The sequence below is a fragment of the Kribbella sp. NPDC000426 genome (assembly GCF_040300265.1).
In the GTDB taxonomy this organism is placed as follows: domain Bacteria; phylum Actinomycetota; class Actinomycetes; order Propionibacteriales; family Kribbellaceae; genus Kribbella.
The window spans coordinates 309,553-332,834 of record NZ_JBEPDK010000002.1 but is presented as its reverse complement, the minus strand read 5'-3'; the positions used below and the strand labels follow the sequence as shown (position 1 = coordinate 332,834).

Sequence of the window (23,282 nt, the reverse complement as noted above, 5' to 3'; positions counted from 1 at the left end):
GCACGTAGTTCGGCCCGGTGGCCGGGTTAGCGTCGGGGTATGACGGCTCCCGACATCAACAGTCCTGAAGAGCAGGTCCGGTACCAACGCGGTCTGGAGGTCCTGAACAGCGTCGACGGCGGCTCGGCCCCCGCAGTCATGGAAAACCTCGCCGACATTGCCCCCGCCCTGGCCCACCACATCGTCGCCTTCGGTTTCGGCGACATCTACTCCCGCCCCGGCCTCGACCCCAAGCAACGCCAACTGGTCACCCTAGGCATCCTCACCGCCCTGGGCGGCTGCGAACCCCAACTAGAGGTCCACATCCGCACCTCCCTCAACGTAGGCCTGACCCCCACCGAAATAACAGAAACCTTCACCCACGCAGCCGGCTACACCGGCTTCCCCCGAGCCCTCAACGCCATCTCCGTAGCCAAACGAGTCTTCACCGACCGCGATCTGCTGCCCGTCCCAGAGAACTGATGGCCAAGCTCATCTGTTCCCGCGATCACCTGACCGATCAGGCAGGATGCAACTGGCCACCGCTTGATGAACAACCACCTTCCCGCCCGTCGCTTCCTACGAGCCAGCGAACAAGCGCGGAGGCCGAAGTAGACGGTACTTACGAAACGGCACTTCTCAGCTCCGCGCTTGTGCACCCGACTGACCCTCAAACCTCCAGGTTCAAATCACACCATCAAATAGGCTCCACCAGAACCCGTTCTGTCTTCTGCCGCCTAGTCACCGTCCGACTTATCCAGGAGCTGATTCCGCGAACCCATCCCGACTCAACTCGCTACGATCAGTGCCGCTGTAGTGCCGCTCAACCTTCCAGCGCTTCGGCCAGTCGTCCCAATAGGCATCTTTCCCGGGCCGAGCTTTGAGTGAGAAGCGCATCGGTCCGACCGCACCGAACGACGCGACGTCGACTATGACTAGCCGCGGTTGATGTAGTGGCATTCGCGGTGCCACTGGCCACACCGGCCAGTTTAGATCGACTCGCCGCTCTCCGCGAATGTAGCGATATCGCTCGCGGCCAAAAGCATCCATTGTGCGACCGTCGAACGCAAATACCTGGGGGAACAGGCCGGAGCCGGATAATAGTCGACGACCCTGCTTGACTCGATCGACAGCGAGCCGTATCTCCGCTGCCGACGGGAATGGATTGTTCCCGTGAACGGTAGCATTGCGCACCTTCGCCACAATCACGTCCGAGAACAGGGCTGCGATCTCATGCAAGGCAGACAGTACGTTCGTTTGCGACTCTGCAGTGAGATCGAAGTAGGGAACGGTCGTTTTGAAGACAAACGGTCTGGGCGACGCGCGGCAAATTAGTGGTTCTTGATCTTCCGGCCTGATCAGGTCGGTGGCCTGCATCGCCTTGAGGCCCTTGGCGAGCCGGCCAAACCCTGCGGCTAGTGGAGCGAGGGTATTCTTTCCATCTTTCTTTAGGGCCAGCGCACCAACTTCCGTTGGCGCCATTTCGTCAAGCCATGTCAGCTGCATTGCATCCGGCAGAGGGTCATACTGAAACCCATTCTCCAACAAAAAATGGTCAGCAGTCATTGCCCACGTAGAGAATGCTAGGGCACGCTGCAACGAATCTTCCACTGTGGCGAATAGATTTGAAATGTGCCCTCGAAGGATTTCCTCAGAGGACCGCTCGTTTGCCGAGAGCAGGCTCTCTTCATGGCTTTCCATGCGATCCAGATCGGTGAAGACAATCTCAGTCGGCGCGCCGAGTTTCCAGAGCATACTCTCCAGCAATTCGTCGCGCTCCAACTTGTCAGGAGCATGAACGCCCAGGTACTCAGCCGCTTCGTAAGCCGCTCGACGGTTGGTCAGGACCAGATCCTTCAGTAGATCTCGTGGTTCAAGCCGCCTGACCGCAAGGCCAAGTAGATCGACCGGCCCAGTGCCCGCGCTGGTGCCTAAACCGTATTCGAGATCAGCTGGCTCGAGAATACCCGCATCGTAATACAGTCTCTGGAGAAGACCAAAGATCCTCTCAGCAACTATTGACCGCTCATACGACCGAACTCCGAGACGACCAACTTGCGCCGAATCGCCAGCGCCGCTCCGATCAACAGTCTCGACGCGGATCTCGTACTCTTCCATCGGCAACCGACCGTCTCGAATGACTGCGTCCACGGCCCCGACGACCGCCTTATCTTTGAATGTGAGCAGAAGTTGCAACAACGACGGCCTGTCAAGCGACGCGACGAAATCCGCCGGACTGGTGACAATCGCCCCGAACCGCTTCGACAAGTGTGCACGACTTCCATCTTCCCGCAAGAAGTTTCTAAGAAGTGTCTCAGACACTAGCCGTAGTTCAGGAACCGTGAACGCATCCGAGAGTGTGTCGAAAAGCGCCTCAGAGGGCTCGACCGTAGTGAAGTCGAGCAGCTTGACTCTCGATTCGTTAACGACGCGGGCATGTCCATCCTCGGTCCCTGCATGATGCTTGCTGATGTATTCATTAACATATTCGCGGGTGCTCGCGATCGAGGTATCGCCAGTGCGCAACTGGATGGTATGGAGGCTGTTGCAAGTTTCGTCCGAACAAAGGTATCCAGGAACGGCTGTACGTGCGCTAATCAGGCGCAATTCATCGGAGAGAATGGCCCCGAACGGACCGACGACCGTCTTCCCTTCTTGAAAGACACCAGGCGGCAACTCTCGCAGCAGAGCCAATGTCTGGAGATTGTTCAAAAATGTCTTCTCAGGATACTTCTGAGCTGCCAGATCATGCAGGTCTCTACCAAAAACGTAAGGGAAGAGGATGCGGCGCGCCAGGATTTCGGCAGAAAGGGCCGCCCTGAGACCTGCGACGTCCGACTCGGGGTCGACCAATAGACCGTCCGCGCTGCCAATCGCCATAGCGATGGCCAACTTGAGCTCATTTGGCTTAAAGCGACGCTTTTCTGACACTTGTTGATAAGTGCCCTTGCCCAATTCTGTCAAATTGATTGACCTTACCAACGAATCCGGAACCCTATATTGCTTTGCGATTACGCAGTTAGCTAGCAGCGTGAAAATGCTCAGCAGTTCGCTGAAATTTTCACTGACGGATGGGTCCTCGAGCTGGCGCTTCAATGCCTGCACACTGTCACTCATGTGATTCCCCCCAGATTTCGCGGTTCTTATCCAGCGCTGTGAAGAATCCCTCTTAGATGACTCATCGGCCCCCCAAAGGTCATCTAAACGGGTAGTGCTACGGCGCTGTTCCCAGAATAGTGATTGAGGATACACTCCGAGGCCTCACTCAGCACCCCGACCGGCGGGTCGCGGTCCGCTCAATGAGTGCCGATGCCGTCATCAGGCCGGGCATCCGAGGTCCGTCTCGATGGCGTTCGTACTCGAGCTTTCAGACGCTCGATTCTGTTTCGCGATTGTCGCACTGGAGTGGCTTTCGCGAGGCCTGTGGCAGCATCAGCGGCGCTACGGCTCGTTTGCTGGCTCGGCTCCACGTTGGCGTTCGTGTTGGATGGTGGAATCGTAAGGACCTGCGAGGTGGGCGGATGCCACAGACCGTCGATCGTGCAAGTCGCACACACACCTTGCGTTGCTGCGACGCTAGAGCCGCGACGGATGGTCGATTACAACACCGGCTTGTGTCTTCGCCGGTCGCATTCCTGGTCGCCGCCGTTGTCCCGCTGAGGAGCACAGGAACGAAGGAAGCGCTTGTTGCAGAATGCAGGTCTGACGACGCTCCCCAAGCCCCATGACGCTCCACCCGCCGCAGTACGCCATCAGGTCCGGCGATAAGGCGCAGCCCAACGGCGACAGCCAGGCTCACCCGGTGCAAACTGCCACTGTCCGGCAGCAACTGGAGGGACATACTGACGGTTTCCGGGGCCGAGTGGGTCTCGCGTACCAGTCGCGCTGAAGAGCAGCAGTGATGAAGAAAGCGACTGCGCAGCACGCGGGGCCCACCACACCCCGCCGCAGCACGTCTTCGGAACCCAGCGATAAGCCCGCGGTCAACCGGCGGAAGCCGGGGGTGGGCGGGTGCGGGCGTCGCGGTTGCGCTGAGGAGCGGAGCGACGAAGAAAGCGGCCGCGTAGCGCGCGGGGGTTTACCAGCTACCCGTTAGGACCGAGCAGTTTCTCGAGGTCGGAGAGGACGTCCATGGCGCCTAGGGGGCCTAGGCCCAGGAACCAGACCTCGTCGTCGACGCGGGCGGACTTGCCGGCCTTTACGGCGGGTAGGGACTTCCACAGGTTGCCGTTGACGACCTTGTTCTCGTCGGTGGTGTCGGGCTTGCCGTAGCTGGAGTAGAAGATCCAGTCGCCGGCGGCCTTGCCGATGTTCTCCTGCGACACCTCGACGGCGAGGTCCTGCACGTCCTGGATCTTCGGCCGCGGCAGGCCGATGTCCTTCAGGATCACGCCGATGAACGACAGGTTGCCGTACAGCCGGATCTCCCCCGGCCGGAACCGTACGAGCGAGATCGTCGGCGAACCCTGGACCTTGGCCTTCACCTCGTTGGCGCGCTTCTGGTAGTCGTTCAGGATCCCGGTGGCCTTGTTCTCCTCGCCGACCGCTTCCGCGACCAGCAGGAAGTTCTCCTTCCACGGGAACCCGGGCCGGATGCTGAACACCGTCGGCGCGATCGCGCTGAGCTTGTCGTACAGGTCGTTCGCGCGCAGCTTGCTGCCGAGGATGAGGTCGGGCTTGAGCGCCGCGATCGCCTCGAGGTTGAGTTCGCTGATGCCGCCGACCGTCTTGATGCCCTGCGCCTTGTCCGCGAGGTACGACGGCACACCGTTCTGCCCCGCCGTCGTCGCCATACCGACCGGCGTGATGCCGAGGGCAAGGACGTCGTCCAGCTCGCCGCTGTCCAGTACGACGACCCGCGTCGGCTTGGCCGGGATCTGCACCGAGCCGAGCGCGCCCTTCACGGTCCGCGGGAACACCCCCGGCGCCGCGTCGGAGCCGAGCTTCGCGGTCTCGGCGTCGGCGGTGCTGAACAGCCGCCCGCCGGTCGCGACGTCCTTGTCTCCGACCCCGGTGTCCGCGCTCTTGGTGCTGTCGCCACCACCGCAGCCCGCGACGAGCAGTACGGCGGCCGACACGACGATCCCTATCAGCTTCTTCACGAACGTTGAGCCTACAACAACCAAGGTTAGGCAGACCTAACCAGGTCCACATTGTGCACCGGCCAATCACTCCGGCACGGCGGAAACGGTTGACCGGTGCTCAAAGTGTCAGACGAGGGTGCGCTGCTCGCCGGCTGCGAGTTCCACAGTCCGCTCCCCGCCGGGCAGCGCGATGCGGTGTGTGCCCGCGTGCGACGCCCGTACGACGGCCTCGGTCAGTACGCCGTCCCGCCACGTCACGTCGAACGACAGGCCGCCGCGCGCCCGCAGACCGCGGAACGACCCGTCCGGCCAATCCGACGGCAACGCCGGCAGGACCCGGATCACGTCGGTATGGCTCTGCAGCAGCAACTCCGGGATGCACCCGGTCATGCCGAAGTTCGCGTCGATCTGGAAGATGTCGCCGTCGCGGTGCAGCAGGTTGTCCGACACCAACCGTCCCAGGTAGTCCTGGATCACAGCCGCAGCCTTCGAGGGCTCGAACAACCGCGCCCACAACGCCACCAGCCACGCCGCGGTCCACCCGCCGTTCACCGCACCGTCGGTCCGCAGGTCCAACGAAGCACGAGCGGCCGCGGCCCACTCCGGCGTACTCGCCGGGTCGATCTCGGCTCCCGGGTACAACCCGTAAAGATGCGACTGATGCCGATGTTGAGGCTCGGACGGCGGCCAGTCCGTCGGCCACTCGTACAACCGCCCGTCCGGCGTCACGCGCACCGCAGGCAGACGATCACGAGCCGCCACAGCACGCGAAACCAAGGAAGACTCCAACCCCAGAAGCGCAGCCGCCTCAGCCAGGTTCGCGAACAGCTCGCGAATCAGCCAGAGGTCGTACGTCGAGGTCAGGTCCACCGACGCCTTCGCACCCGACGGCAGGATGAAGTGATGCTCCGGGGCCGTCGACGGGATGAACTGCAGCTGTGAACCGTCGTCCACGAGCATCGACAGCACGAATTCCGCCGCACCCGCGATCAACGGGTACGCACGGTCGCGAAGGAAGTCCACGTCCAGCGTGAAGCGATAGTGCTCCATCAGATGCGCCGTCAGCCACACTCCGCACGTCGCACACATCGCCCAGACAGGATCGTCACCACCCGCGCCTACCGGCCAGGTCGCGCGCCACAGGTCCGCGTTGTGATGCGATACCCACCCCGGTGCGTCGTACAGAATCCGGGCAGTCTCCGCGCCGGATGAGGCCAGCCCTTCGAGCAGGTCGGTCAGCGGGTCGAAGCACTCGTGCAGGCCAGTCAGGTCGGCCGGCCAGTAGTTCATCTGGGTGTTGATGTTGTTGGTCCAGTCGCTGGCCCACATCGGCCGGCGGTCCTGGTTCCAGATCCCCTGCAGGTTGGCCGCCTGCGTCCCGGGGCGGGAGGACGCCATCAACAGGTACCGGCCGAAGTTGAACGTCAGCGCCACCAGATCCGGATCGTTGCCCCCAGCAGCTATTGCGGCGATCCGCTCGTCGGTCGGCAATTCACTTGGCGCACCCAACGAAAGCGAACAACGGTCGTACAGCGCCACGTGGTCCTCGACATGCCGCGAACGAAGCTTGTCCACGGCAACCGAGTCCAAGACCGCCACCGCGGCACCCAAAGCAACTAACGGATCCCGCCCCGGCGGCACCGACCACCCGGCGAAAGTGCTTGCCGCCGACAACACCACCGTCACACTGTCCGCGCCACGAACCACGACGCCCGCGTCCGAAGCCACCGCCGTCCCGCCGTCGACCAGCGCCCGTAGCGCGACACCGAAGCCGATGCCGCGCCCTTCCTCGTACCGGATCGGGTCCGGCCGGTCCCGGTACTCGATCGTCAGATCCGACGGCGCGTGCCCAACCACGCCGTAGATGCCATCGGCAGCCGATGGCCGGACCGGGTGCTGACTCTCCAGCGACAGCTCGAGATCGACAGCACCCGGCCGGTCGGCCGTGATCGTCCACACCATCACCTGGTCCGGCGTGGACACGAAGGTCTCACGCCGGAACCGGGTCCCGTCCACTGCGTATTCCACACCGACGATTCCGGTGCGCAGATCCAAACTCCGCCTGTAGTCCGCACCCACGCCGCCGGCCGACCGGATCACCAGGTCGGCGAGCGGCTGGTACGACTCCACCAACGGACCCTGCAACGCCCGGGTCCGCTCGGTGGCCGCCAGCCGATCACCTTCTTCCAGCAACAGCCGGCGTACGTCGGCCAGCACCGCCGGCCCGTCCGGCACCGTCAAGGTACGCGGACCGTCACCCGACCAGACGTCGTCGAGGTTGAGCGCGATCCGCTCCTCGCCGACCCGGCCGAACACCTTCCCGCCGAGGTGCCCGTTGCCGACCGGCAACGCCTCGAACCAGTCCGGCGCGGGGGTGCGGAACCACAGGTTATGAGACATCAGCCCTACTTCGAACCGCTCTTGTACTTGTCGTACGCCTGCTGGTTGATCTCCAGGTACCGCGGCATGCCGGTGCTGTCGAGACCCTTCACGTACGCGTCCCAGTCGGTGTCGATGTTCTTCGAACCGGTGATGAAGGCCAGCTGGTTCTGGTTCACGTAGTTGTTCAGGTTCGTCTGCAGCGTGGCGATCTCGCCGCTCAGGCTCGGGTCCGGCCACATGAACGCCTGCGGGAACCACTGCGACTTGTCGACATGTCCCTCGTACTGCTTGGTCGCCTCCCACAGCCGCCGCTCCAGCCCGGCGCCGCTGTAGATGTCCTTCGGCGTGACCTGCGCATTCCGGAAGGCCAAGGTGTTGTTGTACTGGCCGAGCGCGCCCCAGCTGATGTTCTTCGGGGCATTCTGCACCGGCTTGTACAGCGGCTTGGTGCTCGCGTCGAGCGCGATGTCACCGGCGGCGGGCTTGGTCCAGCCGACACCCTCCGGACCCATGTTGGTGATCATCTGACCCTCGTCGCTGTAGATCCAGTCGAGCATCTTGATCGCCGCGACCTGGGCCTCCTTACTGGCCTTGTTGGTCAGCATGAACGTGTAGCCGGTCGAGGTCGGGTGGTTGTACCCGGTGTAGCTCTTGCCCTCCGGACCGGTCAGCGGCGGTACGGCGTCGTACTGCTTGTCGCGGCCGTCCTTGGAGTCCAGCTGGACGAAGATGCCCGGCCACAGGACCGGCACCGATCCGAGCTTGACCGCCTTCGGGTCGTTGCCCTGGGCCTGCAGCGCCTGCGCGTTCTGGGTGAACGCGGCCTGGTCGATCAGCCCGTCCTTGTACAGGCCGTGGATGTACTTCAGGCCTTCCTTCCACTGGTCCGACGCGACCGGCGTGACGACCTTGTCGCCGTTCAGCGTGAGCAGCGACCGGACGCCGTTGTTCGCGCCGACCGGGTCGTAGGCGAACGCGTTCATCAGGTACGCAATCAGGCTGCTGTCCTGGACGTCGGTGGTCATCGGGATCTCGTCGGCCTTGCCGTTGCCGTTCGGGTCCTTGGTCTTGAACGCCTCGAGCACGTTGCGCAGGTCGTCGGTGGTCTTCGGCACCTGCAGGCCGAGCTTCTTCAGCCAGGTGCTGTTGATCCACAGCTTGTCCGGGTAGGTGCAGTGGAAGCAGTCGGCCCACTGCGGCAGCGCGTAGATGTGACCGTCGGGCGCGGTCGCCATCTCCTTGTATTCCTTGTTGCTGTCGAGCACCTTCTGGATGTTCGGCGCGTTGTCCTTGATCAGGCCCTCGAGCGGCACCGCGACGCCCTGCTGGCCGAGCTTGAGCACCTCGGCCTGGGTGAACGCGTCGACCCACGGGATCAGGAAGAACAGGTCCGGGTAGTCGCCGCTGGCCAGCGCGATCTGGCGCTTCTCCTTGGCCGGGCCGGCGTCGTACGTCGTGGTCTGCCACCGGAACTGGATCTTGAACTTGTCGCTCATGATCTTGGTGACCGCGTTGGTGGTCAGGTTGGTGCTGGAGTCCGACGGCGTGAACGTGTCGATGACGACCTTGCCGTCGGCCGAGGTCTCGTTCGCCGCCCCCTTGGACGACTTGTCCGAGCTGCACGCCGCCAGGGCGAGCGCACCGGCGGCCGCCAGCGCGACGACCTTGCTCACGGATGAGCGCATTGCTGTGTTCCTCTCTGAAGTGGATTGAGCCTCGTGGCTCAGCCCTTGACCGCGCCGACCATTACGCCCTTGGTGAAGTGGCGGGCGACGAACGGGTAGATGATCAGTACGGGCAGGCTCGAGATGACGATGAGCGCGTACTTGAGGACGTTGGCCAGCTGCTGCTGTTCGAGCTGCTGGGCCAGGTTCGTCGTGGTGGTGGATCCGGTGAGGGTGTTCAGGATCAGCACGTTGCGGAGCACGATCTGCAGCGGGTACAGACCGGGGTCCTTGAGGTAGATCAGGGCGTCGAAGTAGCTGTTCCACTGGAAGATCGCGTACATCAACGCGATCACCGCGATCACCGGCTTCGACAACGGCAGCACGATCGACCACAGGAACCGCAGGTCGCTGGCCCCGTCGATGGTGGCCGCCTCGTAGAGCTCGTCCGGGATGGTCGAGCGGAAGAAAGTCCGGGCGATGATCACCTGCCAGACCCCGATCGCGCTCGGGATCACCATCGCCCAGCGGGTGTTGAGCATCCCGAGGTCCTGGACGACCAGGTACGTCGGGATCAGCCCGCCGGAGAACAACATCGTGAAGATCAGCACGCTCATGATCACGTTGCGGCCGAAGAACGTCCGGCGGGACAGCGGGTACGCGATCGCGATCGTCAGCGTGACGCTGATCAAGGTCCCGCCGATCGCGTAGATGAACGAGTTCAGGTAGCCCTTCATGATCAGCGGATCGCTGAAGGCCTCTTTGTACGCGCGGATGCTCGGCTCGATCGGCCAGAACAGGACGCGGCCCGCGCTCACCGCCGACGGGCTGCTGAACGAGTTCGCGACGATGTAGATCAGCGGGACCGCGACGATGATCAGGGCCAGCCAGAGCATGATCTTCACGCCGGCCAGGAAGATCTTGTCGGTCCGCGTCTCCTCGATCGCGGTCCGCTTCGAGCCTTCGGCGCGGGGCGTCGTACGCCGGAACCCTTGCAGTGTGACGCTCATGACCAGAGTCCGTTTCCGGTGATGCGCTTGGCGACGAAGTTCACACCGAGCAGCAGGAAGAGGTTGATCACCGAGTTGAAGAGCCCGATGGCCGTCGCCATGCTGAAGTCCGCGTTCAGCAGACCGGTCTTGTAGACGTAGGTGGCGATGATCTCGGACTGCGCGGTGTTCAGCGGGTTCTGCAGCAGGAACGCCTTCTCGAACCCGATCGACATGATGTTGCCGACGCCGAGCACCAGGATGATCACCGCGGTCGGCATGATTCCCGGCAGGTCCACGTGGCGGATCCGCTGCAGCCGGCTGGCGCCGTCGATCCGCGCCGATTCGTGCAGCGCCGGGTCGATGCCGGACAGCGCGGCCAGGTAGATCACCGCGGAGTACCCGGTGGTCTGCCAGACGTCGGACCAGACGTAGATATGGCGGAAGTAGTTGGGGTTCCCGAGGAAGTCGATCGACGGTACGCCGAACAGCCCGATCGCGTCGTTGACGAAGCCGAGCCGCGGCGACAGCACCAGGATCGTCATCGAGACCACGACGACGGTGGAGATGAAGTACGGCGCGTAGGTGACCAGCTGGACGGTCTTCTTGAACCGGCCGTTGCGGATCTCGTTCAGCGCGATCGCCAGGATGATCGGGATCGGGAAGCTGGCCAGCACCGTGTACACCGACAGCAGGAAGGTGTTCTTCACCAGGGTCCAGAACACCGGGTTCTGGAAGAACAGCTCGAAGTTCTTGAACCCGACCCAGTCGCTGCCCCACGGGCCCTTGACCGGGCTGTAGTCCTTGAACGCGATCACCGCGTTGGTGATCGGGATGTACTTGAAGATGACGAAGTACGCGAGCGGTACGACGATCAGCAGGTACAGCTGCCAATGCCGCCGCAGGCTCCGCCGGGCCTGGGTCCGGCGGGATGTTCGCGGTGGCTTCCGGACGGCCGTCTCACCCGCCCGCGACGCCGCTGGCGCCGGCGCCGGTTTCACCTCGAAGGTTGCGCTCACTCCGCATCCTTTCCCTCACGCGCTGGAGTGGAACCGATATCCGATAGGATCTCGGGTTTCGCTATCCCGGAGGATGACACACAACCCCGGCGGAGCGGAAGAGTTCCCGGCCCGGTCGATACCGGACGGTGACCGATGCCACTGAATCCCTTGCAAACAAGGCGTATCCCGTGTTGCCGCTAGCAACTACCGGACGGCAAACGCCGAATGATCCGATGGCCAGCCATCGGATCCGGGCACACACCGATCAAGCCCGGAGTCGCTCTGAGCCACCGACACCGGACCGATCCACAATTATTTTCTGCCGTTAACTATATGGCAGTCAACCCGCCCCCGGGCACTTATGTCAAGACCTGAAATCAGGCCTCGTAGACGTGGAGACCTAGGAGGAGGCCGACGGGGCCGACTTCTCGTGGCGGGTTGCGACGTCGACGGCCCAGTGGGCGAGGGTGTGGAGGGCGTCGGGGTTCAGTTCGTGCCAGCGGTGGCGGCCGACCAGCGTGGTCCGCACCACGTCGGCGGTCTGCAGGATCTTGAGGTGCTGCGACACTGCGGGCCGGCTGATCGGGAACAGTTCGGCCAGTTGACCGGTCGTCGCCGGGCCTTGGGCCAGCCGCGTCACGATCCGCCGCCGGGAGGCATCGGCCAGCGAGGCCAGGACCGCGCCGACCTCCATCGCCACAACACCTTCCAATCGCGTAAGCCAGACCTTACGCGTAAGGATCTACTTACGCAATGCGGCAAAAACCTGACCCGACCATCACGGGGGAACGGCCGGGCCAGGCATTAACGATAGTACCCCGGATCACCGACTGTGGTCGGCTAATTCGGAGGCGGACGCGCCGGGTCTCCTCTACCCTGAGCGGCATGCGAACCCGCTGCTGAAAGCGCACCTCCGCGGCCCGATCCGGGCCACCGTCGTGCGTCACGTCAAGCGTTTGACCGCCGGTCGCGCTTCGTCATGCCCGCACACGCTTTCGGGAGCAATTCGCCATGCCTGTCTACCGGTCCGCGGACCCCATCAGGACGTACTACGTCTACAACGCCGCCTGGTCGTTCCTGGCCGCGCTGTCGTTCACTCTCAGCGCGGTCTACTACGTCCGCGACGCCGGCCTGAACCCGCTGCAGATGGTTCTGGTCGGGACCACCCTCGAGCTCGCCTGCTTCCTGTTCGAGATCCCGACCGGCATCGTCGCCGACCTCTACAGCCGTCGGCTCTCGATCATCATCGGCTTCGTGCTGATCGGCGCCGGCTTCCTCCTCCAGGGCCTGGTGCCGGCCTTCCTCGCGATCCTCGCCGCCCAGGTGCTCTGGGGCGTCGGCTTCACGTTCACCTCCGGCGCCGACCAGGCCTGGATCACCGACGAGATCGGCACCGAACGCGCCGCTCCGGTCTTCGTCCGCGCCCAGCAGTTCGAGCTCGGCGGCAGGATCGCCGGAATCGTCTGCGCCGGCGCGCTCGGTCTGATCAGCCTGCCGCTGCCGATGGCGATCTCCGGCGCCGGGATGATCCTGCTGGCGCTGATGCTCGCGGTCTTCATGCGCGAACAGAACTTCCACCGGACCCCGAAGCAGGAGCGCGAGACGTTCCGGCAGATGGCCGAGACGTTCAAGAGCGGTCTCCAGGCGGCCCGGCGGCGTCCCGTCGTACGCACGCTCGTGATCATCAGCCTGATCTCCGGCCTGGCCAGCGAGGCGTTCGACCGGCTGTGGTCGGTGAAGATCCTGAACTTCACCTTCCCGACGGTCTTCGGTACGTCGGACCCCGCGTTCTGGTTCACCGTGCTCGCACTCGTCGGGACGCTGTTGTCGCTGTTCACGTCGCTCGTGCTGAACCGGCTCTCCCCCGACCGCTTGTCCGCCGCGCACCCGACCGGCATCCTCGCGACCCTGGCGACGCTGCAGGTGGTCGGCATCTGCTCGTTCGCCCTGCTCGGGAACCTCTGGCTCGCGCTCGCCGCCATGTGGCTGAACACCGTCGCCGGCACCCTCGCGTACCCGATCGAGTCTGCCTGGCTGAACCGCCACGTCGACTCGAAGTCGCGCGCGACGGTGATCTCGATGGTCTCCCAGGCGAACGCCATCGGTCAGGTCGCCGGCGGCCCACCGCTCGGTGCGTTGGGCCGCACGTCCCTGCGCGCCGCATTGCTCGCGTCCGGACTGATCTGGACGCCGATCCCTGTGTTGTACCTGCGTCTCAAGGACGTACGCCGTACCGAGGAGGTCAGTCGTCGACCTTGACCCGGATCTCTTCCCGGCGGTTGTCGTACGACGACTTGATCAAGCTGGCGACCGTGGTCACGAACAGCGTGCCGACGATGAAGCCGAGCGAGGTCAGGATGCCAATATGGGGTAGGTGGATCGCGCCGATGTCGTCGATGTGCGAGCCGTGCAGCGCCTCGATGATCAGCTTGACGCCGATGAACGCGAGGATCACCGACAGGCCGACGTTCAGGTAGATGATCCGCTCGAGCAGGCCGCCGATCAGGAAGTACAGCTGACGCAGACCCATCAGCGCGAACGCGTTCGCGGTCAGCACGATGTACGCGTCCTGGGTGAGCCCGAAGATCGCGGGGATCGAGTCGAGCGCGAAGATCACGTTCGCCATCCCGATCGCGGCGATCACGATTACCAGCGGCGTCAGCATCCGCCGCCCGTCGGTCTTCGTGACCAGCTTCGCACCGTCGTAGTCGTGCTGCAGCGGCAGGATCCGGCGCATCCCCCGGATGACGACGTTCTCCTGGAAGTCGCTCTCGTCGTTCTCACCCTCGAGCGCCAGCCGGACCGCGGTGTAGACCAGGAACGCGCCGAAGATGTAGAACACCCAGCTCGCCGCCGAGATCGCCGCCGCGCCGGCCAGGATGAAGACCGCCCGCAGCAGCATCGAGACCACGATGCCGATGTACAGCACCTTGTCCTGCGCCAGGCTCGGGACGGCGAACCGCGCCATGATGATCACGAACACGAACAGGTTGTCGACACTGAGGCTGTACTCCGTGATGTACCCGGCGACGAACTCGCTGCCGCTCTGCCCCGGACTGAACAGGAACAGACCGAGCGCGAAGAGTCCCGCGAGGCCGACGTAGAACAGCACCCACCGGGTCGCGTCCTTGATCGTCACGGTGTGGTTGCGGCGCGCGATCACGATCAGGTCGAACGCGACGATCGCGAGCAGGCCGATGATCGTGAGCACCCAGACGACGGGCGGCATGACAGAGACCATAGGGATCCTCCGGACGTGGGCATACGACTAGCTCGGTCCGGAGGTCTCTTCCACCCAGGTGCCCCTGGGCCGGCAGCACCGGTTCGGCCGTGAGGGCCTCCCGTGATGACGACACTGCCGTGGCGGAATACTCCCCTCCACAAACGCTGTAAGCATATCCGGTTCCGATCTATTCCCGGACACACCCAAGATCGTATACCGCATACTGACTGCAAGGCCAGGCTTGAGACATAGATGTCTCAAATGGGTTATTCTTGTCTCATGGCTGTGGATCGGGAGCGGGTACTGCGGGATGCCGCGGGACTGCTGATGCGGAAGTCCGGCGCGACGATGGACGAGGTCGCACGGGCCGCCGGGATCAGTCGCGCGACGCTGAACCGGCAGTTCGCCGGACGGGACGCACTCGTCCGCGCGCTCGAGGAGCTCGGGCTCGCCGAGTGCGAGAGCGCAGTACAGCGGGCGGTTATCGACGACGGTCCGGCCGCCGACGCAGTACGGCGCCTGATCCGTGAGCTGGAGCCGGCCGCGGGCCTCCTCGCGTTCCTGTACTCGGAGAATCAGCTCTTCGAAGGCGACGGGCAGAACGAGGGCTGGGCCCGGCTGGACGCCCGCATGGTCGCGCTGTTCCGGCGCGGCCAAGAGGCCGGCGAGTTCCGGATCGACCTCAGCCCGGTCTGGTTGAGCGAGGCGCTCTACGGATTGCTGGTCTCCGCGGCCTGGGCGATCTACGAGGGCCGGCTCGCCGCCAGGGATTTCACCTCGAACATCGCCGAGCTGCTGCTCGGCGGCGCAGTACGGAGAACGGAATGAAGCAACAGGTCACCCGGCCGGGGCGCTGGCTCGCACTCGGCGTACTCGTGCTGGCCGTGCTGCTCGTCGCGGTCGACGCGACGGTCCTCGGCCTGGCAACACCCTTCCTCACAGAGGATCTGCAGCCGTCGGGCACGCAGCTCCTGTGGATCGGCGACGCGTACTCGTTCGTCCTCGCCGGGCTGCTCGTCTCGATGGGCAGCCTGGGCGACCGGATCGGCCGCAAGCGCATCCTGCTGGTCGGCGCGACGGCGTTCGGCGCGATCTCCGTCCTCACCGCGTACGCGAACTCGGCCGAGCTGATGATCGCCGCCCGGGCACTGCTCGGTGTCGCCGGTGCGACGCTGATGCCGGCCACGCTCGCGCTGATCCGCAACCTGTTCCACAACCCGCGCGAGCGCAGCCTCGCGATCGGCATCTGGGGCGCGGCCGCGTCGGCCGGGATGGCGGTCGGTCCGATCGTCGGCGGCGTACTGCTGGAGAACTTCTGGTGGGGTTCGGTCTTCCTGATCAACCTGCCGGTGATGGCGGTACTGGTGATCGTCGGAGCGAAGCTGCTGCCAGAGTCGCGCAATCCCGAGCCGGGTCCGTGGGATCTGCTCAGCGTGGTCCTGTCGATGGTCGGCATGATCGGCGTCGTCTACGCGATCAAGGAGTTCGCGGCCAACGGCTTCGGCTGGATCGCCGTTGCGGCGTTGGTCGTCGGCACGGCCGGTCTGTTCGGATTCGTACGGCGCCAGCGCCGGCTGCCGATTCCGTTGCTGGATCTGCGCTTGTTCCGCAGCCGTGGTTTCAGCAGCGCGGTCCTGGCCGACCTTCTCACGATTCTCGGATTGTCGGGGTTGATCTTCTTCCTCTCGCAGTACCTCCAGTTGGTGCAGGGCAGGCGGCCGCTCGAGGCCGGCCTCGCGGAGCTGCCTGCCGCGATCGGGTCGGTTGTCGCGGGTCTGCTCGCGGGTCGCGTCGCACGGCGGTTCTCCGTACGCGCGGTCGTCGCGGGCGGGCTGGCTGCGATCGGTCTGGCGCTGGCTGCGCTTACGACGATCAGCCACACGACCGGGTATCCGCTGCTCGGCGCAGCGCTGCTCGTGGTCGGGGCCGGCGCCGGGTTCTCGTTCACCGTCACGGCTGACGTGATCCTGACCGCAGTACCAAAGGAGCAGGCGGGGGCAGCGAGTGCGGTGTCCGAGACTGCTTATGAACTCGGTGCGGCGCTCGGTATCGCGCTGCTCGGCTCGATCGTCACCGGCATCTACCGCAACTTCGCGAGCCCTGCCGGTACGCCGGAAGCGGCGCACGAGTCACTCGGCGGTGCCGTGGAGGCCGCGGCGCACCTGCCGCCCGAAGCCGCTTCCGCGCTGTTGGACGCGGCCCGCCAATCCTTCGCCAGCGGCGTCGCGACCGCGGCGGGTGTCGGTGCTGCGGTCCTGCTGGCGACGGCGGTCGCGGCGTGGTTCCTCCTGCGTGGTCAAACCCTGAGTACGCACGAACAGTAGGCAAAAAGTTTCCATTTCCGCGCTGAGCTCTGGGAGATTCCGCCCGAACGGAGTACAAACAGTTCCTGTTAGGTCTTACCGCCCCTAGGCCTAGGAGGAATCTGTCATGGCCGGAATCACCGCCGAAGCCTCATGGTTCTGTTGTGGGAACGCATGGGGTCCCTGTGGAAGCGCCGGGCACGGCGCCTGCGGGACATGCAACTCGGGAAACATGCAGCACGCGTGGCCGAACACCTCGGACAGCTGCTACGCCATCACCCATCCGGACACCTGCGGGATCACCGGGATGTCCCGGCGCACCTGCGGGTTCAAGCACGCCACCACCAGCCTGTGCACGGGCAAGCGGGTGGTCACGTCGATCGCGGACTGCGGTCCGCAGACCGACCTGTTCTGCGGCGAACGGACCTGCTGCGGCGGGAACTGCGCCTCGAACCGGGTCATCGACTTCACGCCGGCCGCGTTCAGCGCGCTCGGCCTCAGCCTGAACAGCGGCCTGTCCCCCGTATCGATCGATGTGGCCTGAGAGGAGAGCCGAGATGACTACCACGATGGACCGTCGTTCCCTGCTCTCCCGTGCGGCTATCGGCGCGACCGGCCTGGTCGCCGCCACCGCGCTGGGTTCACTCGCGCCGGAGACCGCGTTCGCCGCCGGCGCACAGTTCGCGGACGCCGGCCAGCCGGACCCGAACTTCGCCGAAGGACTGATCACCGGCCGGAACCAGGATCTCCTGCAGGTACAGGGATCCGACGGCCGGATGCACCGGATCCAGCTGACCGGTGTGACGAGTGTCTGGAAGCTCCGCCCGACCACGATCGACCAGGCCAAGATCGGCGACGGCCTCTACGCGCGTGGCGTGCTGCTGCCGGACGGAGTACTCGCCGCCGAGGCAGTCTGGGTCAACATCGTCAACCTGACCGTCGCCATCACGTCGATCGCCCGCTCCGGCGTGCAGTTCGACCACCACGGGCAGAAGGTGGTCGGACACGTCCAGCCCGGTACGACGGCAGCCGTCTACAACGGCACGCCGGCGGTATCGGACCTGTCGATGCTCAAGGTCGGCCGGCACGCCCAGGTGATCGGCGCCTGGCGTCCAGGCACCAACGAGATCGACATCGCGACGATCTACACGTCGAACTGACATGGGCACTCTGGCGGCTGCTCAGCCGCTCTTGATCGGGCTGCTCCTGCTCTGGTCGTCGTACGGCAAGTTCAGGGATCTCGAGCAGGCCGACCGCACCGCGCTCCCCCGCTTGGTGGGCGATTCACGCGCAAGACCCGCTTACCGAGCCGTCGCCGCGATCGAAGCCGTCATCGGCCTGGCTCTGCTTGCACCACCTGCTTGGGCCATCGAGGCTGTCGCCGCTGCCGCACTAGGCCTTGGCTTCACCGGATTCCTCATCTACTCGAAGGTCGTCGTACCAGAGGCGTCGTGTGGATGTGCCGGGAAGTCGGCCAGACCCGTTGGTTACCGGGCAATCGCACGCGCCTTGTTGCTCCTGGCAACTGCTGTCGTGGCGACAACGGCCACGGCCGGCTGGTGGTCGGCAGGTCCGGCACTGGCCGTGCTCGTGGTCGAGGCAGCGGCGTTCGTGATGCTGTCCGCGGAGCTCGACCGCTACTGGCTGCTCCCGATCCGCCGCTTCCGGATCAGGCTCAGCCATCCGTACGCCGGTACCGCGTCCGGCATCGCACCACTCGCCGCAACCCAGCGGCGGGTTCTGCTCAGCCCGGCGTACCGCGCGGTCGACGGGCTGCTGCGCTCCGACATCCACGACTACTGGGACGACGACGACTGGCGCTACTTGAGCTACGTCGCCAGGTACGACGGCCGCCGCGCGACCGCCGTCTTCGCCGTACCGCACCAGGACTCCGCCCCGGAATCCGTCCGGGTCGCCGTCGTCGACGAAACCTCGGGCCTGACCCTCTACCGCCCAACTGTGCTGGCCACCGCCGGGTAGGACCCGGATCTCCAGGCCGTCACAATCGAGTCCCGCCGCCCCCGCCACGCTGACCGTGCCGGGGGCGGCGGCATTGTGACGGCCTGCGGATCCGCGCTGTTGACAGATCGGATTATCGTTAGGAAGCTTTCCTAATAGTTAGTCCCCTGCACCTCCTCCGCCCCGGAAATCCAGGAGACCTCATGAGACCCCGCTTGATCTGGGCTGTCACCGCGCTGGCCGTCGCCACGCTCGGGCTCAGCGCACCACCGGCCGCCACCGCGGCGTCGACCGACTACCAGGCCGAGGATGCGGCCATCTCGCAAGGTGTGGTCGAGTCCAACCACGCCGGCTACACCGGCAGTGGCTTCGTCAACTACGACAATCTCGTCGGCAGTTACGTCGAATGGACCGTCACCGCCCCGGCCGGTCCCGCCGACGTCACCCTGCGGTACGCGAACGGCACCGACGCCACCCGGCCGATGGACATCACCGTCAACGGACAGCCCGGCGCGGTCGGCATCACGTTCCCCGGCACCGGCGCGTGGACGACCTGGAAGACCAAGACCGTTCGGCTCCAGCTCACCGCCGGCACGAACAAGATCCGCGCCCGCGCGACCAGCGCCGACGGCGGACCCAACGCCGACAAACTGACCGTCACACCCACCACCGACGACAGCACACCGCCGTCGGCGCCCGGCAACCTGACCGTCAGCGACATCAAGTCGAACGCCGCGACCTTCCACTGGACCGCCGCGACCGACAACGTCGGCGTCGTCCGGTACGAGATCAACCGCGGCGGCAACGTCCTGAAGGTTGTCGACGGCAACACTCTCTCGGCGACCGTCGACACGTTGACCGCGAACACGTCGTACGACATCTCGGTCGGCGCGTTCGATGCCGCGGGCAACGCTTCGCAGCAGAGCAACGTGGTCACGTTCACCACGCCCGGCAGCGGCGACACGCAACCGCCGTCCGTGCCCGGCAACCTGCACTCGACCGGTACCAGCGCGAACAGCGTCTCGCTCGCCTGGAACGCATCGACCGACAACAGCGGGAGTATCGCCGGGTACGACGTGTACCAGGGCTCGGCGAAGGTCGCGACGACCGGCTCGCTCACCACGACCGTCACCGGGTTGACCGCGAACACGGAGTACACGTTCACCGTGAAGGCGCGTGACCCCGACGGCAACGCATCCGCGGCGAGCAACGCCGTCACGGTTCGTACATCGACCGGTGGCGCCGGCGGCATTCCGGCGTACGACAAGGACATCGCGAAGGTCGATCTCGGGTGGAGTGTGGCCTTCCTGCCGGACGGGTCGGCGCTGGTGACCGAGCGGGACCGGTTCGAAGTACTGCGGGTGACGGCGTCCGGCCAGAAGACGACGCTCGGGAAGGTGCCGGGCGTGGTGACGACCAGCGGTGAAGGCGGTCTGCTCGGTGTCGCGCTGTCGCCGAACTTCGCGACCGACCACTGGGTGTACTTCTACCACACTGCTTCCGGCGACAACCGGATCGTGCGGATGAAGTACGAGGACGGCAAGCTGGCCACGACCTCGTCGCCGGTGCTGACCGGTCTCGCGAAGAACCGGTACCACAACGGCGGCCGGATCGCGTTCGGTCCGGACGGGAAGCTGTACGCGACGGTCGGCGACGCGAAGAACTCCGGCAACGCGCAGAACAAGAACTCGCTCAACGGCAAGATCCTCCGGATGAACCCGGACGGTACGCCGCCGAGCGACAACCCGTTCTACAGCAGCGGCGGCAACGCCCGGTACGTCTGGAGCTGGGGCCACCGCAACCCGCAGGGCCTGGCGTGGGACTCCCGCGGTCAGCTGTGGGCCGCCGAGTTCGGTGAGAACAGCCAGGACGAGCTCAACCTGATCCAGAAGGGCGGGAACTACGGGTGGCCGGCGTGCGAGGGCACGATCGGCGACTGCTCCGGGTACATCGCACCGAAGCGGACGTGGTCGACGTCGCAGGCCGGGCCGAGCGGCATCGAGATCGTCAACGACTGGATCTACATCGCCGGCGTCACCGGCGAGCAGCTCTGGGTCACGAAGATCAATGCCGCAGGCAACGGTGTCGGGACACCCCAGGCCGTCTTCTCCGGCCGCTGGGGCCGCCTCCGCAGCGTCACCCGGACGCCGGACGGTGGGCTCTGGCTGACCTCGACGAACGACGACAAGAACGGCGGAACGCCGAGCAGGATCGACAACGTGATCGTACGGTTGAAGTTCTCTTAGCCGGTCGGCCCTCGGCGTCAGTTCTTACTGCTGCGCAGGATGACGTCGAGGGCCTGCAGAGGTGGTCTCCGGTTAGCGCAGGCTCCGGCTGTCGATCCAGGTGGAGATCTCGGTGCCGATCTCCTTCGGGCGGTCCTCGGCGGCGTGGTGGCCGGCCTTGCCGACGTGCACGATGTCGAGCGCGGCGATGTTGGCTGCGCACCAGTCCTTGTAGCTCTCGTTGATGAGCAGCGTCGGCGAGCCTTCGAATGTGAGCAGCAGCTTCGGTACGTCGGCGCTCGCGCCCAGCCACTCGTCGTACGCCTCGATCCTGGCGACCAGCTCGGCCGGGTCGCCGCCGAGCGGGATCTGCCGCGCCCAGGCGAGGATGGGCCGGCGGGTCTCGGGCGTCGGGTACGGCGCGAGGTAGGTCTGCAGGTCGCCGTCGGGGACCGGCGTGAGCACGCCGCCGGTGAAGGCCTGGCGGACGAACAGGTTCTGCTCGAGGACCAGGTCCTCGCCGGGACCCGTCGTACGGATCAGGCGGGAGCGTTCCGCGGCCTGCGGCGAGAGGTCCTCCCAGGCCATCGGCTTCACGATGCTCTCGAAGAACGCGATGCCCTTCACCCGCTCGGGATGACGCGCGGCCCAGTCGAACGCGAGCGCGCCGCCCCAGTCGTGGCCGACCAGGATCACGTCCTCGAGCTCGAGCGCGTCGAACCAGGCGTCGAGGTAGCGGGCGTGGTCGGCGAACTTGTACTCGAGGTCGGGCTTGCCGGACTGACCCATCCCGATCAGGTCGGGCGCCAGCCGGCGTCCTTCGCCGACGAGCGGGATGACGTTGCGCCAGACGTACGACGAGGCGGGATTGCCGTGCAGGAAGACGATCGGCGTACCGCTGCCGGTGTCTTCGTAGTGGATCGTCGAGTCGAGCAGATCGATATCAGGCATGACTGTTCCTCACAGTGGAATGTCGAGAAGTTCGGTGAGATCGCGCACGAAGCTCTTCGTCCGCGCGCCCCGGCGTCCCCCGAGCGGCGCCAGCAGTTTGTCCAGCAGAGCGGCGACTTCCGCGATCGCGGGCTCGATGGTCTCGCGCCCCTTCGAGGTCAGCTCGAGCCGCATGGTGCGGGTGTCCTTGGCATCCCGCGTCCGCCGCACCAGCCCGTCGGCATCGAGACTGCGAACCAGCTTGGAGACGTACAACGCCTCCAGCCCGGTGTGATCAGCCAACTCCCGCTGACTGGGCACCCGCCCCTCCCGCTCAAGCCCGTACAACGACGCCAACATCACGTACTGCGCATGCGTCAACCCCCGAGGCCCCAACGCCCGATCCACCGCCACCCGCCACCGCATAGCCAACCGCCAAACCAAATGCCCCGCAGTCGCCTCACTCATGCCAAATACAGTACATGGCTACTATGTACATGGCTAGCATTTGAGCTTGAACTGCTCGCACTCAGGATGGAACCCGGCGGCTCGACGGACCGCCTCGTCGAGCGACACGTCGTACGCTCGCAGGAAGAACAGGTTGCCCACGAAGGCGATCGCGGCGCTGCCGTCGGGGTACTCAGTCGGGGCGACGTACGCCGCCGTACCCGCCGCCCGGAAGGCGGGCGACATGGCTCCGGTGCCGCAGCCAAGGTTGACGACCGTCTTGCCATCGAGCCGGCCGTGCTCGCGGACGTCGTCCGCCGTGATCGCCGGCTCGCCCGGGACGAGGATGCCACCCTCATCACCGTGGCACGACAGGATCATGATGTCGTCGGTCGGGATCTCGCCGGACAGCAGCTTGAGCAGCTCGGCGCGCGAGCCGACCCAATGCGTGGTGATTCGGTAGTTCAGTCCTTCGAGGATCGCGCGAACCGCGGTTGCTTCGAGCGCGTCACCGACTGCAACGACCGTGAGGTTCTGCTTCGGCAGGTACGGAACGTCGTACATCAGATGGCGCGGCCGAAGTCGGCGTAGGTGGGGGTGCCTGTGGTTAGGGCTTGTTGGGCTAGGGATAGGCGGCGGGCCATGGAGGGGCGGAGGTGGGGGGTGGCTTCGGGGAGGGTCAGGTAGTGGTGGGCTCGGGCCTCGGTGGGGTCGAGGGTCAGGGGGATCTCGTCCAGCGTGCCGCCGTCGAAGACGAAGTTGATGGCGTCGGTCCAGGGGCCTAACGCGGGGACCCAGTCGACTACGAGGAGGCGGCCGATCTGGAGGTCGAGGCCGATTTCTTCCTTCACCTCGCGGCGGCAGGCCTCGTACGGCGACTCGTCGTACTCGACGATGCCGCCGGGGATGTCGAGGGTGGGTTTGTAGGTGGGTTCGAGGAAGAGGATGCGGCCGGCGCGGTCGCGGATGAGTGCGCCGCCGGCTGCCGTCTTGCGGGGCAGGCGGGCGGCGATGCCGGGGTTGAACTCCTTCTCCGGCTCCCCCTCGGCGGCGAGATCGTTCTGTCGGTTCACGGGTCTAGTGTCGGGCAAACCAC

Annotated in this window: 20 protein-coding genes; 8 read left to right on the top strand and 12 right to left on the bottom strand. The window is 65.3% G+C overall.

Annotated elements, in window-relative coordinates; translation table 11 throughout:
• The first annotated feature begins 39 nt into the window (after positions 1-39).
• A complete protein-coding gene (locus ABT313_RS09485; protein ID WP_350850498.1) occupies positions 40-462 on the top strand; it encodes a carboxymuconolactone decarboxylase family protein in 423 nt (140 codons plus the stop codon).
• Positions 463-732: 270 nt separating this feature from the next.
• Here the strand turns inward: ABT313_RS09485 and ABT313_RS09480 are convergent, their stop codons facing one another.
• The 7 genes from ABT313_RS09480 to ABT313_RS09450 all read right to left on the bottom strand — a co-directional run bounded on the left by ABT313_RS09480 (position 733) and on the right by ABT313_RS09450 (position 11,793).
• The gene (locus ABT313_RS09480) at positions 733-3,096 is read right to left on the bottom strand and encodes a hypothetical protein (protein ID WP_350850496.1); all 2,364 of its coding nucleotides are present in this window, start codon (positions 3,094-3,096) and stop codon (positions 733-735) included.
• Positions 3,097-4,064: 968 nt separating this feature from the next.
• The gene (locus ABT313_RS09475; RefSeq protein ID WP_350850495.1) at positions 4,065-5,081 is read right to left on the bottom strand and encodes an ABC transporter substrate-binding protein; all 1,017 of its coding nucleotides are present in this window, start codon (positions 5,079-5,081) and stop codon (positions 4,065-4,067) included.
• Between the two features lie 108 nt (positions 5,082-5,189).
• On the bottom strand, positions 5,190-7,463 hold the full coding sequence (locus ABT313_RS09470) for a glycoside hydrolase family 95 protein (protein WP_350850493.1): 2,274 nt from the start codon (positions 7,461-7,463) through the stop codon (positions 5,190-5,192).
• Positions 7,464-7,468: 5 nt separating this feature from the next.
• Positions 7,469-9,130, bottom strand: coding sequence for a type 2 periplasmic-binding domain-containing protein (locus ABT313_RS09465; protein ID WP_350850491.1), 1,662 nt, complete (start codon positions 9,128-9,130; stop codon positions 7,469-7,471).
• A 38-nt stretch (positions 9,131-9,168) separates the two neighbouring features.
• The gene (locus ABT313_RS09460) at positions 9,169-10,119 is read right to left on the bottom strand and encodes a carbohydrate ABC transporter permease (RefSeq protein WP_350850489.1); all 951 of its coding nucleotides are present in this window, start codon (positions 10,117-10,119) and stop codon (positions 9,169-9,171) included.
• Positions 10,116-11,117 carry an ABC transporter permease gene (locus tag ABT313_RS09455; RefSeq protein ID WP_350850488.1) on the bottom strand — a complete coding sequence of 334 codons (1,002 nt, stop codon included), beginning with the start codon at positions 11,115-11,117 and terminating at the stop codon, positions 10,116-10,118. The genes ABT313_RS09460 and ABT313_RS09455 overlap by 4 nt, the downstream gene beginning before the upstream one ends.
• A 382-nt stretch (positions 11,118-11,499) precedes the next feature.
• Entirely contained in the window at positions 11,500-11,793 is a 294-nt protein-coding gene (locus tag ABT313_RS09450) for an ArsR/SmtB family transcription factor (protein WP_350850486.1), read from the bottom strand.
• A 317-nt stretch (positions 11,794-12,110) separates the two neighbouring features.
• On the opposite strand from ABT313_RS09450, the gene ABT313_RS09445 reads away from it, so the two are divergent.
• Positions 12,111-13,358: an MFS transporter gene (locus tag ABT313_RS09445; RefSeq protein ID WP_350850485.1), complete on the top strand. Its 1,248-nt coding sequence runs from the start codon at positions 12,111-12,113 to the stop codon at positions 13,356-13,358.
• On the opposite strand, the gene ABT313_RS09440 is transcribed toward ABT313_RS09445, so the two are convergent.
• Positions 13,342-14,328, bottom strand: coding sequence for a TerC/Alx family metal homeostasis membrane protein (locus ABT313_RS09440; RefSeq protein WP_350850483.1), 987 nt, complete (start codon positions 14,326-14,328; stop codon positions 13,342-13,344). The two genes, ABT313_RS09445 and ABT313_RS09440, sit on opposite strands and share 17 nt — an antisense overlap.
• 273 nt (positions 14,329-14,601) lie before the next feature.
• Here ABT313_RS09440 and ABT313_RS09435 point away from each other — a divergent pair, with 273 nt between their 5' ends.
• The 6 genes from ABT313_RS09435 (at position 14,602) to ABT313_RS09410 (ending at position 20,830) form a co-directional block, all read left to right on the top strand.
• Complete coding sequence (locus ABT313_RS09435) at positions 14,602-15,150, top strand: TetR/AcrR family transcriptional regulator (RefSeq protein WP_350850481.1); 549 nt, start codon at positions 14,602-14,604, stop codon at positions 15,148-15,150.
• A complete protein-coding gene (locus tag ABT313_RS09430; RefSeq protein ID WP_350850480.1) occupies positions 15,147-16,646 on the top strand; it encodes an MFS transporter in 1,500 nt (499 codons plus the stop codon). Before ABT313_RS09435 ends, ABT313_RS09430 begins: the two co-directional genes overlap by 4 nt.
• A gap of 211 nt (positions 16,647-16,857) precedes the next feature.
• Entirely contained in the window at positions 16,858-17,169 is a 312-nt protein-coding gene (locus ABT313_RS09425; protein ID WP_350850478.1) for an RlpA-like double-psi beta-barrel domain-containing protein, read from the top strand.
• 13 nt (positions 17,170-17,182) lie between these two features.
• Complete coding sequence (locus ABT313_RS09420; RefSeq protein ID WP_350850477.1) at positions 17,183-17,785, top strand: cell wall protein; 603 nt, start codon at positions 17,183-17,185, stop codon at positions 17,783-17,785.
• A 1-nt stretch (position 17,786) separates the two neighbouring features.
• Complete coding sequence (locus tag ABT313_RS09415; RefSeq protein ID WP_350850475.1) at positions 17,787-18,605, top strand: MauE/DoxX family redox-associated membrane protein; 819 nt, start codon at positions 17,787-17,789, stop codon at positions 18,603-18,605.
• Between the two features lie 182 nt (positions 18,606-18,787).
• Positions 18,788-20,830: a PQQ-dependent sugar dehydrogenase gene (locus ABT313_RS09410; protein WP_350850473.1), complete on the top strand. Its 2,043-nt coding sequence runs from the start codon at positions 18,788-18,790 to the stop codon at positions 20,828-20,830.
• Between the two features lie 72 nt (positions 20,831-20,902).
• On the opposite strand, the gene ABT313_RS09405 is transcribed toward ABT313_RS09410, so the two are convergent.
• From ABT313_RS09405 to ABT313_RS09390, 4 genes are read right to left on the bottom strand one after another with little or no spacing between them, the layout of a single operon-like run.
• Positions 20,903-21,760, bottom strand: a complete 858-nt coding sequence (locus ABT313_RS09405) for a haloalkane dehalogenase (protein WP_350850472.1) — start codon at positions 21,758-21,760, stop codon at positions 20,903-20,905.
• Positions 21,761-21,769: 9 nt separating this feature from the next.
• Positions 21,770-22,207, bottom strand: coding sequence for a MarR family winged helix-turn-helix transcriptional regulator (locus ABT313_RS09400; RefSeq protein ID WP_350850470.1), 438 nt, complete (start codon positions 22,205-22,207; stop codon positions 21,770-21,772).
• A 33-nt stretch (positions 22,208-22,240) separates the two neighbouring features.
• Positions 22,241-22,750: a hypothetical protein gene (locus tag ABT313_RS09395; RefSeq protein ID WP_350850468.1), complete on the bottom strand. Its 510-nt coding sequence runs from the start codon at positions 22,748-22,750 to the stop codon at positions 22,241-22,243.
• On the bottom strand, positions 22,750-23,259 hold the full coding sequence (locus ABT313_RS09390; protein WP_350850467.1) for an NUDIX domain-containing protein: 510 nt from the start codon (positions 23,257-23,259) through the stop codon (positions 22,750-22,752). The genes ABT313_RS09395 and ABT313_RS09390 overlap by 1 nt, the downstream gene beginning before the upstream one ends.
• Between the last annotated feature and the right edge of the window lie 23 nt (positions 23,260-23,282).

Coding starts and splice junctions, on each gene's coding strand:
- ABT313_RS09430 (WP_350850480.1), top strand. CDS start 15,147: ATGAAGCAACAGGTCACCCGGCCGGGGCGCTGGCTCGCACTCGGCGTA.
- ABT313_RS09485 (WP_350850498.1), top strand. CDS start 40: ATGACGGCTCCCGACATCAACAGTCCTGAAGAGCAGGTCCGGTACCAA.
- ABT313_RS09440 (WP_350850483.1), bottom strand. CDS start 14,328: ATGCCGCCCGTCGTCTGGGTGCTCACGATCATCGGCCTGCTCGCGATC.
- ABT313_RS09460 (WP_350850489.1), bottom strand. CDS start 10,119: ATGAGCGTCACACTGCAAGGGTTCCGGCGTACGACGCCCCGCGCCGAA.
- ABT313_RS09400 (WP_350850470.1), bottom strand. CDS start 22,207: ATGAGTGAGGCGACTGCGGGGCATTTGGTTTGGCGGTTGGCTATGCGG.
- ABT313_RS09405 (WP_350850472.1), bottom strand. CDS start 21,760: ATGCCTGATATCGATCTGCTCGACTCGACGATCCACTACGAAGACACC.
- ABT313_RS09410 (WP_350850473.1), top strand. CDS start 18,788: ATGAGACCCCGCTTGATCTGGGCTGTCACCGCGCTGGCCGTCGCCACG.
- ABT313_RS09445 (WP_350850485.1), top strand. CDS start 12,111: ATGCCTGTCTACCGGTCCGCGGACCCCATCAGGACGTACTACGTCTAC.
- ABT313_RS09450 (WP_350850486.1), bottom strand. CDS start 11,793: ATGGAGGTCGGCGCGGTCCTGGCCTCGCTGGCCGATGCCTCCCGGCGG.
- ABT313_RS09480 (WP_350850496.1), bottom strand. CDS start 3,096: ATGAGTGACAGTGTGCAGGCATTGAAGCGCCAGCTCGAGGACCCATCC.
- ABT313_RS09465 (WP_350850491.1), bottom strand. CDS start 9,130: ATGCGCTCATCCGTGAGCAAGGTCGTCGCGCTGGCGGCCGCCGGTGCG.
- ABT313_RS09435 (WP_350850481.1), top strand. CDS start 14,602: ATGGCTGTGGATCGGGAGCGGGTACTGCGGGATGCCGCGGGACTGCTG.
- ABT313_RS09395 (WP_350850468.1), bottom strand. CDS start 22,750: ATGTACGACGTTCCGTACCTGCCGAAGCAGAACCTCACGGTCGTTGCA.
- ABT313_RS09420 (WP_350850477.1), top strand. CDS start 17,183: ATGACTACCACGATGGACCGTCGTTCCCTGCTCTCCCGTGCGGCTATC.
- ABT313_RS09425 (WP_350850478.1), top strand. CDS start 16,858: ATGCAGCACGCGTGGCCGAACACCTCGGACAGCTGCTACGCCATCACC.
- ABT313_RS09415 (WP_350850475.1), top strand. CDS start 17,787: ATGGGCACTCTGGCGGCTGCTCAGCCGCTCTTGATCGGGCTGCTCCTG.
- ABT313_RS09470 (WP_350850493.1), bottom strand. CDS start 7,463: ATGTCTCATAACCTGTGGTTCCGCACCCCCGCGCCGGACTGGTTCGAG.